At 53.7% G+C, this 16,242-nt stretch carries 14 protein-coding genes; 7 read left to right on the top strand and 7 right to left on the bottom strand.

Features of this window, described 5'->3' with window-relative positions:
* Nucleotides 1-35 precede the first annotated feature (35 nt).
* From ACJBF3_RS14050 to ACJBF3_RS14070, 5 genes are all read left to right on the top strand, one after another.
* Entirely contained in the window at nucleotides 36-953 is a 918-nt protein-coding gene (locus ACJBF3_RS14050; protein ID WP_406545198.1) for a helix-turn-helix transcriptional regulator, read from the top strand.
* Between the two features lie 191 nt (nucleotides 954-1,144).
* The gene (locus tag ACJBF3_RS14055; protein ID WP_045327526.1) at nucleotides 1,145-3,298 is read left to right on the top strand and encodes a carbon starvation CstA family protein; all 2,154 of its coding nucleotides are present in this window, start codon (nucleotides 1,145-1,147) and stop codon (nucleotides 3,296-3,298) included.
* 96 nt (nucleotides 3,299-3,394) lie between these two features.
* Nucleotides 3,395-3,598, top strand: a complete 204-nt coding sequence (locus ACJBF3_RS14060; protein ID WP_003856610.1) for a YbdD/YjiX family protein — start codon at nucleotides 3,395-3,397, stop codon at nucleotides 3,596-3,598.
* A 10-nt stretch (nucleotides 3,599-3,608) separates the two neighbouring features.
* On the top strand, nucleotides 3,609-4,562 hold the full coding sequence (yjiA, locus tag ACJBF3_RS14065; protein ID WP_045327524.1) for a GTPase: 954 nt from the start codon (nucleotides 3,609-3,611) through the stop codon (nucleotides 4,560-4,562).
* A 186-nt stretch (nucleotides 4,563-4,748) separates the two neighbouring features.
* Nucleotides 4,749-6,596 (top strand): nuclease-related domain-containing DEAD/DEAH box helicase, encoded by a 1,848-nt coding sequence (locus ACJBF3_RS14070; protein ID WP_045327523.1) that lies wholly within the window; start codon nucleotides 4,749-4,751, stop codon nucleotides 6,594-6,596.
* A 52-nt stretch (nucleotides 6,597-6,648) separates the two neighbouring features.
* Here the strand turns inward: ACJBF3_RS14070 and ACJBF3_RS14075 are convergent, their stop codons facing one another.
* Nucleotides 6,649-8,007: an esterase-like activity of phytase family protein gene (locus ACJBF3_RS14075; protein ID WP_045327521.1), complete on the bottom strand. Its 1,359-nt coding sequence runs from the start codon at nucleotides 8,005-8,007 to the stop codon at nucleotides 6,649-6,651.
* A gap of 412 nt (nucleotides 8,008-8,419) precedes the next feature.
* Here ACJBF3_RS14075 and ACJBF3_RS14080 point away from each other — a divergent pair, with 412 nt between their 5' ends.
* Nucleotides 8,420-8,965 carry a YfaZ family outer membrane protein gene (locus ACJBF3_RS14080; RefSeq protein WP_045327520.1) on the top strand — a complete coding sequence of 182 codons (546 nt, stop codon included), beginning with the start codon at nucleotides 8,420-8,422 and terminating at the stop codon, nucleotides 8,963-8,965.
* A gap of 118 nt (nucleotides 8,966-9,083) precedes the next feature.
* Here ACJBF3_RS14080 and ACJBF3_RS14085 read toward each other — a convergent pair whose 3' ends face one another.
* Together ACJBF3_RS14085 and ACJBF3_RS14090 are read right to left on the bottom strand one after the other, a co-directional pair.
* Nucleotides 9,084-10,454 (bottom strand): NAD-dependent succinate-semialdehyde dehydrogenase, encoded by a 1,371-nt coding sequence (locus ACJBF3_RS14085; RefSeq protein ID WP_032643939.1) that lies wholly within the window; start codon nucleotides 10,452-10,454, stop codon nucleotides 9,084-9,086.
* A 165-nt stretch (nucleotides 10,455-10,619) separates the two neighbouring features.
* Nucleotides 10,620-11,579: a hypothetical protein gene (locus ACJBF3_RS14090; protein ID WP_048994486.1), complete on the bottom strand. Its 960-nt coding sequence runs from the start codon at nucleotides 11,577-11,579 to the stop codon at nucleotides 10,620-10,622.
* Between the two features lie 174 nt (nucleotides 11,580-11,753).
* Between ACJBF3_RS14090 and ACJBF3_RS14095 the strand changes: the two genes are divergently transcribed.
* Complete coding sequence (locus ACJBF3_RS14095) at nucleotides 11,754-13,025, top strand: DUF445 domain-containing protein (RefSeq protein ID WP_021240620.1); 1,272 nt, start codon at nucleotides 11,754-11,756, stop codon at nucleotides 13,023-13,025.
* Here ACJBF3_RS14095 and ACJBF3_RS14100 read toward each other — a convergent pair.
* From ACJBF3_RS14100 to ACJBF3_RS14115, 4 genes are all read right to left on the bottom strand, one after another.
* Nucleotides 13,022-14,098 (bottom strand): DUF2955 domain-containing protein, encoded by a 1,077-nt coding sequence (locus ACJBF3_RS14100; protein ID WP_045327518.1) that lies wholly within the window; start codon nucleotides 14,096-14,098, stop codon nucleotides 13,022-13,024. The genes ACJBF3_RS14095 and ACJBF3_RS14100 overlap by 4 nt on opposite strands.
* Nucleotides 14,099-14,102: 4 nt before the next feature.
* Entirely contained in the window at nucleotides 14,103-15,170 is a 1,068-nt protein-coding gene (locus ACJBF3_RS14105; RefSeq protein ID WP_088475269.1) for an HlyD family secretion protein, read from the bottom strand.
* Nucleotides 15,167-15,637 (bottom strand): MarR family winged helix-turn-helix transcriptional regulator, encoded by a 471-nt coding sequence (locus ACJBF3_RS14110; protein WP_045327515.1) that lies wholly within the window; start codon nucleotides 15,635-15,637, stop codon nucleotides 15,167-15,169. The genes ACJBF3_RS14105 and ACJBF3_RS14110 overlap by 4 nt, the downstream gene beginning before the upstream one ends.
* A 210-nt stretch (nucleotides 15,638-15,847) precedes the next feature.
* Nucleotides 15,848-16,242: Hcp family type VI secretion system effector (locus tag ACJBF3_RS14115; RefSeq protein ID WP_406545202.1), on the bottom strand; the 395-nt coding region annotated here is incomplete at its 5' end.

Here is a 16,242-nt window from a genome sequence, read left to right on the forward strand (position 1 = left end):
TCATTCAGCGCATACCTAATATACAGGATGACCTTATGGCTAAAACGACGCGGAGCCGCTCGGCTGAACGTCTGGTCGATATTCTCCTTGAGCTACATTTAAACGGTGTGGTAAACCGCAGCGTGCTAATGGAGAAATTTAAAATTACCGAGCGTACCGTTTACCGGGATTTAAACGCCCTCTCTCCTATTGTTGAACATACCGGTAATGGGCTATATCGGCTCATCCATTCGGCACAATCGCCCGGCGGACAAGGCCTGCATCACACCCTTGCTAACTTCCTGAATGCTGATAGCTTTTTCCCTGAACGAAATACGGAATTCTGGCAGAAGCTTGAAGCGCGCGTTGACGAAAACCATATTCTTATTCTTGCGAATGAAGCCGAACACACGGTGCAACGTGATATTCGCCGTCATTTATCAAAGATTGAGAAATCGATTAAAAACCATAATGTTTGTCAGATTGTTTATAAGGGCAAAACCCGCCTGATTAATCCCTATAAACTCATTAACAAAAAAAATATATGGTATTTACAAGCCACCGAAAATAGCCGCCTGAAATCCTTCTCCCTGAGCCAGATTAGCTGGTTTGATATTCAGAAACCGACCTTCACCCCGGAAGAAAATGTCCTTGAGCTGCTGGAAAAAAGCCTCGACCCTTGGGTGTCTGAAGATACTTTCTCGGTGAAAATATTCATCAAGGATAATATTTCACATTACTTCCTGCGCCGCGATCTTCTGCCGGAACAGAAGCTGCTGGAGGAGCAACAGGACGGCGTCACGCTGCGCTGCCGGGCGGCCCACGAGAACCAGATCCTGCCGCTGCTGTTCTACTGGCTGCCCCATATTCAGATTCTGGAACCGAGCTGGCTGAAGGAGAAGCTCATCAGGACCCTGGAGAGCTATCTGGCCGTGGAGCGTAGCCCGGCTAACCAGGTGATCTCAATCACATAATTTCGCCCACCGGCGGCGAGACGGAACCGCTCGTCGCCCCCTTTGACCGCTCACCTTGCACTTTCAACCACTCATTCATTTACCGTCCTTTACGCGCGCGCGGATCTGGCACGATCGCTCCAGCATTAATCAATACCTCCTCACAACGAACCCTGACCCTTTTTTCTTTACATAAAAAACCAGGTCTTACTATGGATACTAAAAAACTACTGAAGCACGTGCCCTGGGCCTTACTCGGGATCCTCGGCGCTTTTTGTCTGGCGGTTGTCGCATTACGCCGGGGCGAACACGTAAGCGCCCTGTGGATCGTGGTCGCGTCGGTTTCCGTCTATCTTGTGGCTTATCGCTACTACAGCTTATACATCGCGCAGAAGGTCATGAAGCTCGACCCGACGCGCGCCACCCCGGCAGTCATTAACAATGACGGCCTGAACTACGTGCCGACCAACCGCTACGTGCTGTTTGGCCACCACTTTGCCGCCATTGCGGGCGCTGGCCCGCTGGTCGGCCCGGTGCTGGCCGCGCAGATGGGCTACCTGCCGGGTACGCTCTGGCTGCTCGCCGGCGTGGTGCTGGCCGGTGCGGTGCAGGACTTTATGGTGCTGTTTATCTCGTCTCGCCGTAACGGCGCCTCTCTGGGTGAGATGGTTAAAGAGGAGATGGGCCGCGTGCCGGGGACTATTGCCCTGTTCGGCTGCTTCCTGATCATGATCATCATCCTCGCGGTGCTGGCCCTGATCGTGGTGAAAGCGCTGGCCGAAAGCCCGTGGGGTGTCTTCACCGTCTGCTCAACCGTGCCGATTGCGCTGTTCATGGGGATCTACATGCGATTCCTGCGTCCGGGCCGCGTGGGTGAAGTGTCGGTGATTGGTATCGTGCTGCTGGTGGCCTCCATCTACTTCGGCGGCGTGATTGCGCACGACCCGTACTGGGGCCCGGCGCTGACCTTCAAGGACACCACCATCACCTTCGCGCTGATTGGCTATGCGTTTATTTCCGCGCTGCTGCCGGTCTGGCTGATTCTGGCCCCGCGCGACTACCTGGCGACCTTCCTTAAAATCGGCGTGATCGTCGGTCTGGCGATCGGCATCCTGGTGATCAACCCGGATCTGAAAATGCCTGCGGTAACGCAGTACATCGACGGTACCGGCCCGCTGTGGAAAGGCGCCCTGTTCCCGTTCCTGTTCATCACCATCGCCTGCGGTGCGGTCTCCGGCTTCCACGCCCTGATTGCGTCCGGCACCACGCCTAAGCTGCTGGCGAACGAGAAAGACGCGCGTCTCATCGGCTACGGCGCGATGCTGATGGAGTCCTTCGTGGCGATCATGGCGCTGGTTGCCGCGTCCATCATCGAACCGGGTCTGTACTTCGCGATGAACACCCCTCCGGCGGGCCTCGGCATTACCATGCCAAACCTGCACGAGATGGGCGGCGACAACGCGGCGATGATCATGGCCCAGCTGAAGGACGCCAGCGCGCACGCGGCGGCGACCGTCAGCTCCTGGGGCTTCGTGATTTCGCCTGAGCAGATCATGCAGACCGCGAAGGATATCGGTGAACCGTCCGTGCTGAACCGCGCCGGTGGTGCGCCGACGCTGGCCGTCGGTATCGCACACGTGTTCCACAAGGTGCTGCCGTGGGCGGACATGGGCTTCTGGTACCACTTCGGTATTCTGTTCGAAGCGCTGTTCATCCTGACCGCGCTGGACGCCGGTACCCGTGCGGGCCGCTTCATGCTGCAGGACCTGCTCGGTAACTTCGTGCCGTTCCTGAAGAAAACCGACTCGCTGGTGGCGGGCATTCTGGGTACCGCGGGCTGCGTCGGCCTGTGGGGTTACCTGCTGTATCAGGGCGTTGTCGACCCGTTGGGCGGCGTGAAGAGCCTGTGGCCGCTGTTCGGTATCTCTAACCAGATGCTGGCCGCCGTGGCGCTGGTGCTGGGCACCGTCGTCCTCGTGAAGATGAAGCGCACCAAATACATCTGGGTCACCGTGGTCCCTGCGCTGTGGCTGCTGCTCTGCACCACCTGGGCGCTTGGCCTGAAGCTGTTCAGCGCCAACCCGCAGCTGGAAGGCTTCTTCTTCATGGCTAACCAGTACAAAGAGAAGATTGCCGCAGGCGGCGCAGACCTGAGCGCACAGCAGATTGCCAACATGAACCATATCGTGGTGAATAACTACACCAACGCGGGTCTGAGCATTCTGTTCCTGGTGGTGGTGTACAGCATCATCTTCTACGGCATTAAGACCTGGCTGAAGGTGCGTAACGCCGACGGTCGTACGGATAAAGAAACCCCGTACGTACCGGTGCCGGAAGGCGGCGTGAAGACCTCTTCACACCACTAAAACAATGGCGGGTGGCGCTGCGCTGACCCGCCCTACAACGGTACTGTAGGCCCGGATCGCTGCGCGCCACCGGGCTTTTTCTGTCTGGAACCCACAATGTTTGGTAACTTAGGCGAAGCAAAAAAATACCTCGGTCAGGCGGCGAAAATGCTGATTGGCATTCCGGACTATGACAACTACGTTGAGCATATGAAGACCAACCATCCGGATAAGCCGTACATGACCTATACCGAATTCTTCCGCGAGCGTCAGGAAGCGCGCTACGGCGGAAGTGGAGAAGGCGGCGTCCGCTGCTGCTAAAGGAGAGACCATGACCCCGATTGCCGTTACCCTGCTGACCGGTTTTCTCGGCGCCGGTAAAACCACCCTGCTGCGCCACATCCTGAATGAACAGCACGGCTTCAAAATCGCCGTCATCGAAAACGAATTTGGCGAAGTCTCGGTAGACGACCAGCTGATTGGCGATCGCGCCACGCAGATCAAAACCCTGACCAACGGCTGCATCTGCTGCACCCGCTCTAACGAATTAGAAGACGCCCTGCTGGATCTGCTCGACAGCCGCGACCGCAGCGAGATCGACTTCGACCGCCTGGTGATCGAGTGCACCGGCATGGCCGACCCCGGCCCGATTATTCAGACCTTTTTCTCGCACGAGATCCTCTGCCAGCGCTACCTGCTGGACGGCGTGATTGCCCTGGTTGATGCGGTCCACGCCGACGACCAGATGAACCAGTTCACCATTGCCCAGTCGCAGGTGGGCTACGCCGACCGTATCCTGCTGACCAAAACCGACGTGGCAGGCGACAGCGAGAAACTGCGCGAGCGGCTGACGCGCATCAACTCACGCGCCCCGATTTACACCGTGACGCACGGCGATATTGACCTGTCTCAGCTGTTCAATACCAACGGCTTTATGCTCGAAGAGAACGTCACCGCGAAACCGCGCTTCCACTTTATGGCAGACAAGCAAAACGACGTGACGTCGATTGTGGTGGAGCTGGACTACCCGGTGGATATCAGCGAGGTCTCACGCGTGATGGAGAACCTGCTGCTGTCGTTTGCCGACAGGCTGCTGCGCTACAAGGGGATGCTGTGGATTAACGGCGAGCCGAACCGCCTGCTGTTCCAGGGCGTGCAGCGCCTGTACAGCGCCGACTGGGATCGTCCGTGGGGCGATGAAGCGCCGCACAGCGTGATGGTGTTTATTGGCATCCAGCTGCCGGAAGAAGAGATTCGGGCGGCGTTTGCGGGGCTAAAGAAATAAATCGTCGCTCCTTTTTAATCAGAAAAAGGAGCGTATTTCATTGAGGCAAAATGCGGGTTTCGCCCTTTCTGTTTGCAATTTTGTCTGTTAATGTTCTTACCAAGAATGAAATCATGCTTTGATTAATATTCCTTACAATATTAATTAATTGGATTTGTATAATTCTCATGAATTGGTAGGCGTCATATGGCAATCATTATTCCCACAATTAGCAGTTGTAGCGAGAAGATTACGGCCGGAGAAAAAAGGCTGGCAAGGCTTCTGGAGGGTGGACTCAGCGAACAGTGTACCTGTTGGTATGATACCCGAATGGGAGACAAAGACGATCATCCTGATTTTGTGATTCTGGCCCCTGAAAAAGGACTGCTGTTTATAGAAGTGAAAGACTGGTTTATCACAAAAATAAAATCGGCTAATAAAACGCATATTGATTATGAAACCAAAAACGGCATCGAGCCGTTGAAGAACCCCCTCGAACAAGTTCGACAATATACCTTTCATATCATCAATAGCCTGAAAAAAGATCCCCTGCTTCGCCAGCAACGAGGAGATCATGAGGGCAGTTTTATTATGCCGTATGGATATGGCGTTTATTTGAGCAACATCACCCGGGTACAGTTGAAAAAGAATTTTACACCTGAGGAGTTGAATGAAATATTGCCCGCCAGCCAGGTGATATGCAAAGATGAGCTTACAGAATTTATGACCAGAGATCAGATCTCTGCCCGGCTCGAATCTCTTCTCAAACATCCCTTCGTCCATCATACTACCCCACAACAACTTGACCGCATTCGGTGGCATCTTTATCCCGATGCACGTATTAACTCATCTGTGACGCGGGTTGATCTGGATAACTTTACGCTCCATACACCCGATATCGTTTGTATGATGGACACAAAACAAGAACAGCTCGCAAGAAGCATGGGAACAGGTCACCGCATTATCCATGGTGTAGCAGGATCAGGAAAAACCCTTATTTTGCATCACCGATGTATTGAGCTTGCCAACAACATTGAAAACACCAAGCCGATACTGGTGATTTGCTACAACATTACGCTGGCCAAAAAACTCAAAGCGCAACTGGAGCAATACACTCTTCGTCTTCCCGTCGAAGTCACCCATTTCCACGCCTGGTGTTATCAACAATTAAACTCGCATCGGCGTCTTCCCCCCAGGAGCAAAAACTTCATTGACCTGATGGAAAATGCGCTGACGGTAGCATTTGAAGAGGGAGTGATAAAACCGGAGCAGTACAGCGCCGTTTTGATAGATGAAGGACATGATTTCAAGCCAGAATGGCTAAGGATCCTCGCCAGGATGCCGGACAATAAAGATAGCTCCCTGCTTTTCCTGTACGATGATGCTCAGTCAATTTATCAGAAAAAGAAAGCTCTCGATTTTACCCTGTCCAGCGTCGATATAAAGGCTCAGGGCCGCACAACGATTCTGGATACCAATTATCGCAACACCCGGCAAATACTCCATTTTGCCAGCAGCGTAGCATTTAATTATCTTAATAATCACATAGAAGCTTCCCTCAAATACCAGCGACCTGCCGCAGGAGGACTGTCCGGGAAGTATCCTGCGCTGGCCAGCTTTGATAATCAGGACGAGGAGATTACACACGTCCTTGATTGGGTTACAGAGCAGCGACAGGAAGGAGTAGCATGGTCAGAGATCGCCATTCTGTGCCCTTCAACCTACAGTATTTCGGGGGCGCTTGGGCCACGTCTCGCGGCACGTAACATTCCTTATCAGATGATTGTCAGCAGCGATGATAAAAAGCACTGGTCACCGCAAAATGATTTTCTCTGCGTCATGCCGTTGCCAAGCAGCAAGGGGCTTGAATTCCACTCAGTCGCCATTTTGGATGCCGCGAAGGAAAGAGATAATGATGATCTGAGTGACGATATCAAGCGCCTGTATGTTGGATTTACCCGCGCGCGTCAAAACCTGCTGGTGACGATGCACGGCTCCGGAAACCTGCGCGATCATCTTGTCGACACCTATGAGAATATCGCGAAAGCGATCTAGCGCTTAGCCAATGCTCACCCTCTCCCCAATGGGGAGAGGGTGAGTGGAAAACTTATTTCAACGCCTCCGGCAGCGTCACAATCCACAGCTCGCTGTCGGACTCCGGCTTCTTCAGCGGCTTCACGCTGAGCGTGGTTGCAACCGGTTTGTCATCCAGCGTCAGCGTGCCCTCCGCGTTCACCCGGTAATCCTTGAGCTTCTTGCCCTCAACCGGCTTTTGCATTGCCACCTTCACGCCAAAGTCATTATCGTTCGCCACCGCAAGCGTTTTGCTATCGATCAGCGCCAGCCCTTCGGCCTTCTCCTGCTGCCAGCCCAGCGCGCGCAGATCGACGACCTGCGTTTTTGTCGCAAGGGTAATGCCGCGCTGCGCCAGGGTCTTCTCGTCATCAAACTCCGGGTACTCGCCCGGCTTGTCGAAGGCGCTCAGGTCGCTCGCCCTGCTGAGATCCACCTTGTAGATGAGATTGCGCATCACGTCGTTTTTATCGCTGCCCTGCTCAATCAGCAGGATGTGCTGGTCATCGAGCGCCACGATGTCGCCGATTTTGGCATCGCTGTTTTTGTCGTAGGCCGCGCTGTCGATCGGATAACCGTACATCGCGGTCTTGCCGGTCGCCGGATCGAAGCTCACCAGACGCGTAAACAGCGCCTGCTTTTTGCTTTTACCGTCGATATCCAGCGTGCTCTGCACCGCCGCGATAATGCGTCCATCCGGCATCCGGGTCAGGCCTTCGAAGCCCCGGTTGGGCTGGCGCCATTTGATGATGTTTGGCAGACCGCCCGCGATCGACTTTTCCCCTTCCGCCGCCTGCGGGCCGTGGATCGCCAGGATTTTGCCTTTGCTGTCGACGTTAATCAGGAACGGGCCATACTCGTCGCACAGCCAGTAGCCGCCTTTGCCGTCCGGCGTGATGCCTTCCGTATCCAGACCGCGGTTGTCACCCTTGAGGATCTTGAGGGTATCGCTGAACGCCACTTCGTTGGTGGAGCCAATCACGCCGCTTTGCAGCGGCAGACCGTTAATCTCGCCTTTATCATCATGCAGCGGGCGGGCATCCACCGCCTCCGCTTTGCCGTTCTGAACGCGGATGGTCATTAGCAGCGGCGCGAAATCCGGCGTGACGAATATTTTGGCTTCATTTTTACCCATTTTTGGCGCATCGGCGTTGGGACCGCGATCGGTCACGGTCGCAAAGGTCAGAGCATCACCCTGCTTGCCCGTAAACAGCAGACCAGAGCCAATGCCCACGGGCAGTCCATTCGGAAACGCATCGGCAAACGCGCCGCTGTATTTCACATGTGAACCTTCAGGGAAGCTGACGACATAGCGTTCAGCGGTGGGCTGCGCCGCCAGGCCAGAGAAAGAGAGCGCACAGCCGATAAACACAGGAATAATTTTTCTTTTCATATTGTTAGCGTCCAGAGAGTGAAGCCAACACCGTAAAGAATAAACGTGTCAGAAAAATGACATGCCGAGGAGAGCGGATCGGCATGACGAGACGTATATTCCTCCCCAGAAATGTAAACCTGTGTCTTTATCTGTGACAATTGAAACATTTTTGGAAACTATTAGAAATTCTATTAATGCATTTCAAAGCAATTTTCCCGGCTCGTTCAGCCTGGGTTTAGGTAAAACGCTGAACCTTTCCTAAACGCGACCTCATTACGGATTGACTCCTTGCCTTGCAAACATTTAGCCAACATTTAAAAATCAAAAAACCAACAAAATCAGCATAAAAACGCGACATGACTCACATTTGCAGTCGTAAACATCCCTTGTTAAGGTGCCCTTAGATTACTTTGACGACGAGGAAATACTCATGAAAAAACTCAACATTCTCATCCTGTCTGCTCTGACCGCCGTCTCCGGCTCCGCACTCGCCATGGGTGGCAGCATTGAGCAGGGTAAAAACTTTACCAACCTGAATGTCGAAATGGGTAAATCCAGCTCGGGTCTGTACACCGAGGGTAGCTGGTTAAAGAATACCGATGACGGTACCCAGACCGGAGGCGTGGGCGCAGGTTACAACCTGGAAGTGGGTCCGGTGATGCTGAATGCGGGCGCGAAGGCAATCTATATCGGCCCGAAAAAAGGCGATAACGGCGTGGCGTTCCCAATCGGCGGCGGCGTAAACGTCGCGCTGACCGACAGCATTCATGTCTATGGCGAAGGTTATGTTGCCCCTGAAGGGCTGAATAACAGCGTTAAAAACTACGTGGAAGCGAACGGCGGCGTAAGCTGGACGCCGATTACGCCAGTGACCCTGAAAGTGGGCTACCGCCACGTGAGCGTGGATGGCAAAGATGGCCGTCCTGGCCACACGCTGATTGACGGCGCATACGTGGGCGGCGGCGTGTCCTTCTAACCCAATGTATTGATACTGCTACACATTGTAGGCCGGGTAAGCGTAGCGCCACCCGGCAAGAAAGGCGATGACGCTCTTTACCAAAAAACCTGCCGTACGGCAGGTTTTTTATTACCTCTTACTTACGCACCACCACAAGCTTCTGGTTCACAAACTCTTTGATCCCCAGATCCGACAGCTCGCGCCCGTAACCGGAACGCTTCACGCCGCCGAACGGCAGTTCTGGCGCGGTATCGGTGAGCCAGTTGATATATACCATCCCGGTCTCAATCCGCGACGCCATTTTCTTCGCGCGCTCGATATCCTTGCTGAATACCGCCCCGCCCAGGCCGTAGTGGGAGTCGTTCGCCAGGGCGACCGCTTCATCATCGCTCTTCACCACGTAGATCTGCGCCACCGGGCCGAAGAACTCCTCGAAGTAGGCCGGGTTGTCGCGGGAGATATTCGTCAGGATTGTCGGCTCGAAGAAGCTGCCGTCGCGCTGCACCGGCTTGCCGCCATAGTGCAGCGTGGCACCGTTTTTCACCGCCTCGTTAACCTGTTTGGTCAGCGTTTCCAGCGCGTCTTTAGACGACAGCGGCCCCAGCGTGGTGCTTTCATCCAGCGGATCGCCAATCTTCACCTGCTTAAACGCCTCGGTGAATTTGCTCAGGAAGGCATCCGCAATCTTTTCATGCAGGATAAAGCGCTTCGCCGCGGTACACACCTGCCCGGCGTTGTTGAGGCGCGCATTCACACCAATCTTCACCGCTTTATCCAGGTCCGCATCGTCCAGCACCACGAAGACGTCGTTCCCGCCCAGCTCCAGCGTGGATTTTTTAATGTGCTTCGCTGCCTGCGCGGCCACGACGCTGCCGGCCTTTTCGGAGCCGGTTAATGCTGCGCCCTGCACGCGATCGTCGGCGATGATGTTTGCCACCTGTTCGGACGAAATAAACAGGTTAGTCCACGCCCCTTCCGGCGCGCCCGCCTCGCGCACCAGGTGCGCAAAGGCCTCGGCGCAGTGCGGCACGATGCTCGCGTGTTTAGCCAGAACGGGGTTACCTGCCGCCAGGTTTGGCGCCAGAACGCGCATCAGCTGGTAGTACGGGAAGTTCCACGGCTCAACGGCCATCAGCACGCCGATGGGATGATGCTCCACCCACGCTTCCCCGAGTTCAGAGTCGTACTTCACCGGGGCCAGGAACTGCTTCGCGTTGTCGGCGTAGTAGCGGGCGATCTGCGCGCACAGCTTCACCTCGCCGCGGCTCTGTTCGATGAGCTTACCCATCTCCTGGCTGGCGATTTTCGCCAGCTCCTCCACGCGCTCGTCGATCAGGTCGGCAAGCTTGTGCAGCACCGGCAGGCGCTGGTTGATGTCGCCCTTCGCCCAGTCCGAATGATAAAGGGCATCGGCCGCCTTCAGCGCCGCTTCAATATCCGCGTCGGTATGTGAGGGGTATTCTTTGATGAGCTGGTTAGTGGCAGGATTTACTGTCTGATAAGCCATATCGAATCTCCATGTTTTACCGCTTAGGGTATTAAGCGTAGTCAACATGACTGGCTCCGGGCGTAAAGTTGGGTATATCCGGAGATTTCTGAAAGGTATAGTGCTCCTGCCATTCACAGACAGGAGACAGTACAGCGTCTATAATCAATGTTCAATCAACTCCCATTACTTTACCCATGGAGAAATATTTTCTGTTGACACATTTCTTACAGTGTAGCCATCATTCCCCTGAGGATCTTTAATACATTTTATTTCATCGAACCCCCATTGACCATTACGGTTGGAAAAATAAACCGTATATTTCTCAGCATTAAAACCAAAGTATTTCTCATGTGGATGCTTGATGGTTTTACTACCACAAGAAAAATCATTCCTCCACTCAGCATTTGTAGAATAATTCAAAACATAATAAGCAATAACATCCAGCCTGCCAGTAATAAATGTCATAAGTAAAGTCAACAGCACCAATGCTCCAAGAATATTGAACAACGTATAGCCTTGGAGTTTACTTGCAGTCGTGACACATATTAGATAGGTTACTAACTGCAAAATGAAAGAGATTAAAGCAAAGAATGCAGTAAGCTTCCATAAGAATTCCACCCATGGACTTGAAGATAAATCCATATTACTAATCTGCAAAAAAAGACTTGCTGAGAAGGCGCTTGATAACGCATAGCACAATGATATTAAAGAAAATAACGCCAAGCGTATTTTCTTTATGCTCTTATACCCATTACTTTCGAGAATAAATATCGTAAGAATACTACTTACTGCAATTGAAATGGCAAAAATTATCATAAGCGCCTTCGCCATATAAATTAAGTGGATATTTATCGAAAAGGGAATAAATATAAAAGAGCACCACCCAAGAAGAGATAGCCACCCTGCAATCTTATTGATAAATAAGTCATTTTCAAAGCGAGTAAAAATATTAACAATATCTCTACCTTGTTCTCTCTGCACATATAATATGATGAAGAGCGTAACAAGTAACACATAAGAAAAATATATACCAGCAGAATTTTTCACTTTTGTAAGAATAAGAGATGTAACATAGAAAAAAAGCAGAAAAAAATTGACGGATTTACTTTTCAGGCCATTAACAATGCGAATCCTTAAAGTCATTTAAATTCACCACATAAATAAGAATATCAATTTAATTTTTAAGTAAGTTATCGTTTTCTTCTGATGAACTGCAAGCAGTTTTTATATCCAACAAGCATAAAAGTGAAATTAATATTTCATTTATAGCACGACATATTTTGCACATTCCCCCCGCTTCCCTCTATCCTTAACCACATGGAAAAAATAGCTGAACTCAAACGCGCCAAGCTTCTTGCGCTATCGCTGCTGCTGGTTGCCGCCGCGGCCTTTATCACCACCCTGTTCCTGCCGCAGACCTTTTGGGTGCGCGGCGTCAAGGCCATTGCCGAGGCGGCGATGGTCGGCGCGCTGGCTGACTGGTTTGCGGTGGTCGCGCTGTTCCGCCGGGTGCCGATTCCCTTTATCTCCCGCCATACGGCGATCATCCCGCGCAATAAGGACCGGATTGGCGACAACCTCGGCCAGTTCGTGCAGGAGAAGTTTCTCGATACCCAGTCGCTGGTGGCGCTGATCCGCCGCTATGAGCCCGCCCAGATGATCGGCGCCTGGTTCAGCAAGCCCGACAACGCCCAGCGCGTCGGCCTGCATTTGATGCAGGTGATGAGCGGTTTTCTCGAACTCACCGACGACGGACGCATTCAGCGCCTGCTCAAGCGCGCGGTGCATAAGGCCATCGACAAGGTCGATTTCACCGAAACCAGCGCCGTGATGCTGGAGAGCATGACCAAAAACAACCGCCATCAGGTGCTGCTGGACGCTATCATCAACCGGCTGATTACCCTGATTCAGCGGGAAAGCACGCGGGACTTTATTGCCGACCAGATCGTCCACTGGCTGAAGACCGAACACCCGCGTAAAGCGATGGTCCTGCCCACCGAGTGGCTGGGCGATCAAAGCGCGGAGATGGTGTCGAACGCGGTGAACACGCTGCTGGACGATATCAGCCACGACCGCACCCACCAGATCCGCCAGGCGTTCGACCGCGCCACGCTGAAGCTTATCGACAACCTGAAAAACGATCCGGAGATGGCGGCCAAAGCCGACAACATCAAGCACTACCTGAAAAATGACGAGGCGTTTAACCGCTATCTGGGGGAAATGTGGGCCGACCTGCGCCAGTGGCTGAAGGCGGATATGCAGAGTGAAGACTCGCGCGTGAAGCAGCGCATCGCCAACGCCGGGCTGTGGTTTGGCGAAACGCTGACAAACGACGCCAGCCTGCGGGCGTCGCTGAACGAGCATCTGGAGCAGGCCGCGCACCGCCTCGCGCCGGACTTCGCCGCGTTCCTGACCCGCCACATCAGCGACACGGTCAAAAGCTGGGACGCCAAAGACATGTCCCGCCAGATCGAGCTTAACATCGGCAAAGATCTGCAGTTCATCCGCGTTAACGGCACGCTGGTCGGCGGGACGATTGGCCTGATCCTGTTTTTACTCTCGCAGCTGCCCGCCGTGCTGGGGCATTAACCCGCTTCGGGCGGCGCGATGACGTAGCGCGTCGCCTCGAAGCGGTTCAGAATCAGGTGCATGAGAAAGACCAGCGTCAGCGTTGCCACCAGCGAAAAGGTGACGGAGGTAATGCGGTACAGATCGCTGAACACCAGGTCCGTGTCCGGGTGCATGTTCTGACCGAACATAATGCCGATGGTGGTGATGCTGGAAAAGCCCACGCCCGCGCCCACTTTCTCCATCACGTGCAGGCGTGCGCCAAACGCCAGCCCGAGGCCGATCAGCGGCATCATCAATAGCATATGGCTGCTGTGGTCGTAGAGGATCAGCTGCACCACCAGAATATAGAGGCAGCCCAGCACCACGCCGACCACGCGCCAGATCGAGCTCATCACCGCGCCGCGATAGTGCATCGGGAACAGGATCAAAATCCCGGCCATCAGCGCCGAAAGCGAATCGCTTAAGTCACTGATTTGAAACACCACGAATATCAGCGTCGCGACCGTGCCGGAGAGCAGCGACTCGTGGCGCACGCGGGCGTCGTCTTTCTCAATCAGCGGCGGCGGCATGCGAGGCTCCACGTCCGGCAGGAGATAGTTCATCAGCGCGCTCAGGCACACCGCCATCACGCTCGCTTCGATGTTGGAAAACAGCAGCGTGTGCCAGTTAGTGGTCGGGTAGCTCATAAAGTTGAGCATCACGCTCTGGCATACCACGCCCATCGACCCGAACAGGAACAGCGGCCCCTTGCTCATAAAGCGAAAGCGCATCACGTACAGGGCAAACACCACCAGCGTCATGATGACCGGCCATTGCGACAGATAGCCGATGATAATCACCATTTCAACGCAGTTGAGCGCGGCGCTGAAGATAAACTGCTTCGCCACGTGGCGATTAAACACCGGCACCAGCGACAGCAGCATGATCGGGTAAACCACAAAAAACACGCCATAGCTGGTGTTGTAGAAACTCGAAATGCTCAGCGCAATCATCCCGGCAAAGACGATGCGCAGGGTCTGGCGAAAGTCGTTTGCCGTATAGACGATGTTGCCGTGCGGGGTAAAGACCCGCGCCAGGGTGGTAATAGACATCGAACTAATAAACATAGTGCAGCAGGCTCACCAGGTGGATCTGCATCCCGGAGAAGAAGCGCGCAAATGGCCCTTCGCTGTTGTAGAGCTGCACGGTCGCCCGCGCGCCGGTCGGCAGATGCTTCGGCAGCGCTTCATCCAGCGTCACGTGAATACGCATGCGCTGGGCGTCTCGAACCCAGCGGTTGGAGGTTTCCGGTTCGGAGAGCTGGCCGTTAACGGCCTCCTGACCCGCCAGGATCCCCGCGTCGCTGCTGGTCACGTGGGCGCGGAAAACGTGCCCCGGGAAGGCGTCAAACACCACGGCGGCATCGGTGCCCTGATGGGTATGGCGCAGGCTCTTTTCACGAAAATCGGCCACGATATCGGTCTGGTTGTTCACCAGCGCCAGCGCGGCGGAACCGGATGAAGCGTAGAAGCCGGGGCTCAACTGCAGGTTACTGACCGTGCCGTCCGCCTGGGCGTAGACCTTCGTCCAGCCGAGGTTGAGTTCCGCTTCATCCAGCGCGTTGCGGTATTTTTGCAGCGTCACGTTGCGCTGCTCGTCCCGCTCGCCGCGCTGAATGCGCAGGTTCTGGATGTTAGCCTGGATTGAGCTGACGGACTGTTCGCTGCTCTGCCAGGTGGTGCGCACCTTATCCAGATCCGCCTGCGAGACGTTCTGCAGCGTGCTCAGCTTCTGGTAGCGGTCGAAGGTCACTTTATCGTTCCGCGCGGTCAGCACGGCGGTTTTCAGGCTGGCCTGCGCGGCGGCGATCTGCGCGTCCAGCTGCTGGTTGGAAAGACGAGCCTGCTCCAGCGCGATTTGCGCCGCTTCCACTTTATTGCGAAACGGCGTGTCGTCGAGCTCAAACAGCAGATCGCCTTTTTTCACCTGGCTGTTGTTGTGGACATGTACCGCCGCCACGTAACCGGAGACGCGTGGAGACACCGGCGTCACCACGCGCATCACGGTGGAGTCCGGCGTCAGCGGGATCCAGATATCCGCGACGATAAAGTAGACAAACATCAGCAGGAAAGAGGCAATACTCACCCTTACCCAGCGGGCAAACTTTTGTTCAGGGGTCATTATTTTTCGGTCTTGTTATCTTCTTCGCGGATTGTCCGCAAATTGCAGGCGATTTGATTCAATGTGGCGCTGAAAATGTCGAGATGTTCCGGCGCGATGTTTTGCGATACGCGCGCCTGATACGTCTCAATCACCTGAGTGAGCCTTTTTAAGATGGCTTTTCCCTCGGGCGTCAGCGTCAGAAGCCGGATGCGCCTGTCGTAAGGCGATACGGCGCGCAGCAGGTAACCCTGCTTTTCCAGCTGTGTCAGAGTGCGCATCAGCGGCGGCAGTTCAATCCCCTGCACCTCCGCCAGCTCACTCATCGAGACGTTATCCCCAAGCTGAAAAAGCTGCATCATCACCGTCCAGCTCGACTGGGTTAGCCCGGTATCGAGAATGGCGTCGTCAATCACCGCACGCCACTGGCGCACGATCATCGCCATCCGCATGCCCATCGGCCTGCGGCTAAACAGTTCTTCTTCACTCATGGGAAACCTCTCGTCACACGCGATCAAGATAATAGTTATCAGGGTAAGCATCAAGAAACGAGAGGGTAAAGCGCAGGAATTGCAAAAAGGGTGTTCTCCCTCTCCCTGTGAGAGCAGATTTTACCCGCAACTACTTACGGCTGGATTATTGATCAAATATATGGAGTATTGAAATAAAATATAAAAGGGACTCATCAGAGTCCCTTTTCTTTATGCTACAGCTCTTTCATTCCATGAATCTTTGAACTTTATATTTCCGTCACAGTATATCCACTCTATAGATTCATACCTTATTTCAACTTCTTCCATATGCTTTCCCGCAACTCCTAATGGTACTAAAACAGGAGAAATTTTTGTAACCTTTACATTTTCCATTTTAATATTGAAATATTCTACTTCTATTCCCGGCTCATTAATTCTGTACATTTTAATCAAAGCTGCTTTAAATATCCCACCTTTACATACCGCCCTGAACAAATAGGGAGTGAGGCGATCTATCTCTTTTTCAAATGTAATCGGAACATGTAGGCGCGTACCAGTAAGTTTTCCAGTGTTATAATCTGTAGGGATCCATACAGAATGATTGAACGATTTAAGTTCTGTGG

The organism is Enterobacter sp. PP-008-ECC_S150, from assembly GCF_045257065.1.
GTDB classification, from domain to species: Bacteria; Pseudomonadota; Gammaproteobacteria; order Enterobacterales; family Enterobacteriaceae; genus Enterobacter; species Enterobacter chengduensis.

What these genes read in the sequence shown, in the direction of transcription:
- ACJBF3_RS14070 (WP_045327523.1), top strand. Translation starts at nt 4,749, where the DNA reads ATGGCAATCATTATTCCCACAATTAGCAGTTGTAGCGAGAAGATTACG.
- ACJBF3_RS14085 (WP_032643939.1), bottom strand. Translation starts at nt 10,454, where the DNA reads ATGGCTTATCAGACAGTAAATCCTGCCACTAACCAGCTCATCAAAGAA.
- ACJBF3_RS14090 (WP_048994486.1), bottom strand. Translation starts at nt 11,579, where the DNA reads ATGACTTTAAGGATTCGCATTGTTAATGGCCTGAAAAGTAAATCCGTC.
- ACJBF3_RS14100 (WP_045327518.1), bottom strand. Translation starts at nt 14,098, where the DNA reads ATGTCTATTACCACCCTGGCGCGGGTCTTTACCCCGCACGGCAACATC.
- ACJBF3_RS14110 (WP_045327515.1), bottom strand. Translation starts at nt 15,637, where the DNA reads ATGAGTGAAGAAGAACTGTTTAGCCGCAGGCCGATGGGCATGCGGATG.
- ACJBF3_RS14075 (WP_045327521.1), bottom strand. Translation starts at nt 8,007, where the DNA reads ATGAAAAGAAAAATTATTCCTGTGTTTATCGGCTGTGCGCTCTCTTTC.
- ACJBF3_RS14055 (WP_045327526.1), top strand. Translation starts at nt 1,145, where the DNA reads ATGGATACTAAAAAACTACTGAAGCACGTGCCCTGGGCCTTACTCGGG.
- ACJBF3_RS14060 (WP_003856610.1), top strand. Translation starts at nt 3,395, where the DNA reads ATGTTTGGTAACTTAGGCGAAGCAAAAAAATACCTCGGTCAGGCGGCG.
- yjiA (WP_045327524.1), top strand. Translation starts at nt 3,609, where the DNA reads ATGACCCCGATTGCCGTTACCCTGCTGACCGGTTTTCTCGGCGCCGGT.
- ACJBF3_RS14080 (WP_045327520.1), top strand. Translation starts at nt 8,420, where the DNA reads ATGAAAAAACTCAACATTCTCATCCTGTCTGCTCTGACCGCCGTCTCC.
- ACJBF3_RS14095 (WP_021240620.1), top strand. Translation starts at nt 11,754, where the DNA reads ATGGAAAAAATAGCTGAACTCAAACGCGCCAAGCTTCTTGCGCTATCG.
- ACJBF3_RS14050 (WP_406545198.1), top strand. Translation starts at nt 36, where the DNA reads ATGGCTAAAACGACGCGGAGCCGCTCGGCTGAACGTCTGGTCGATATT.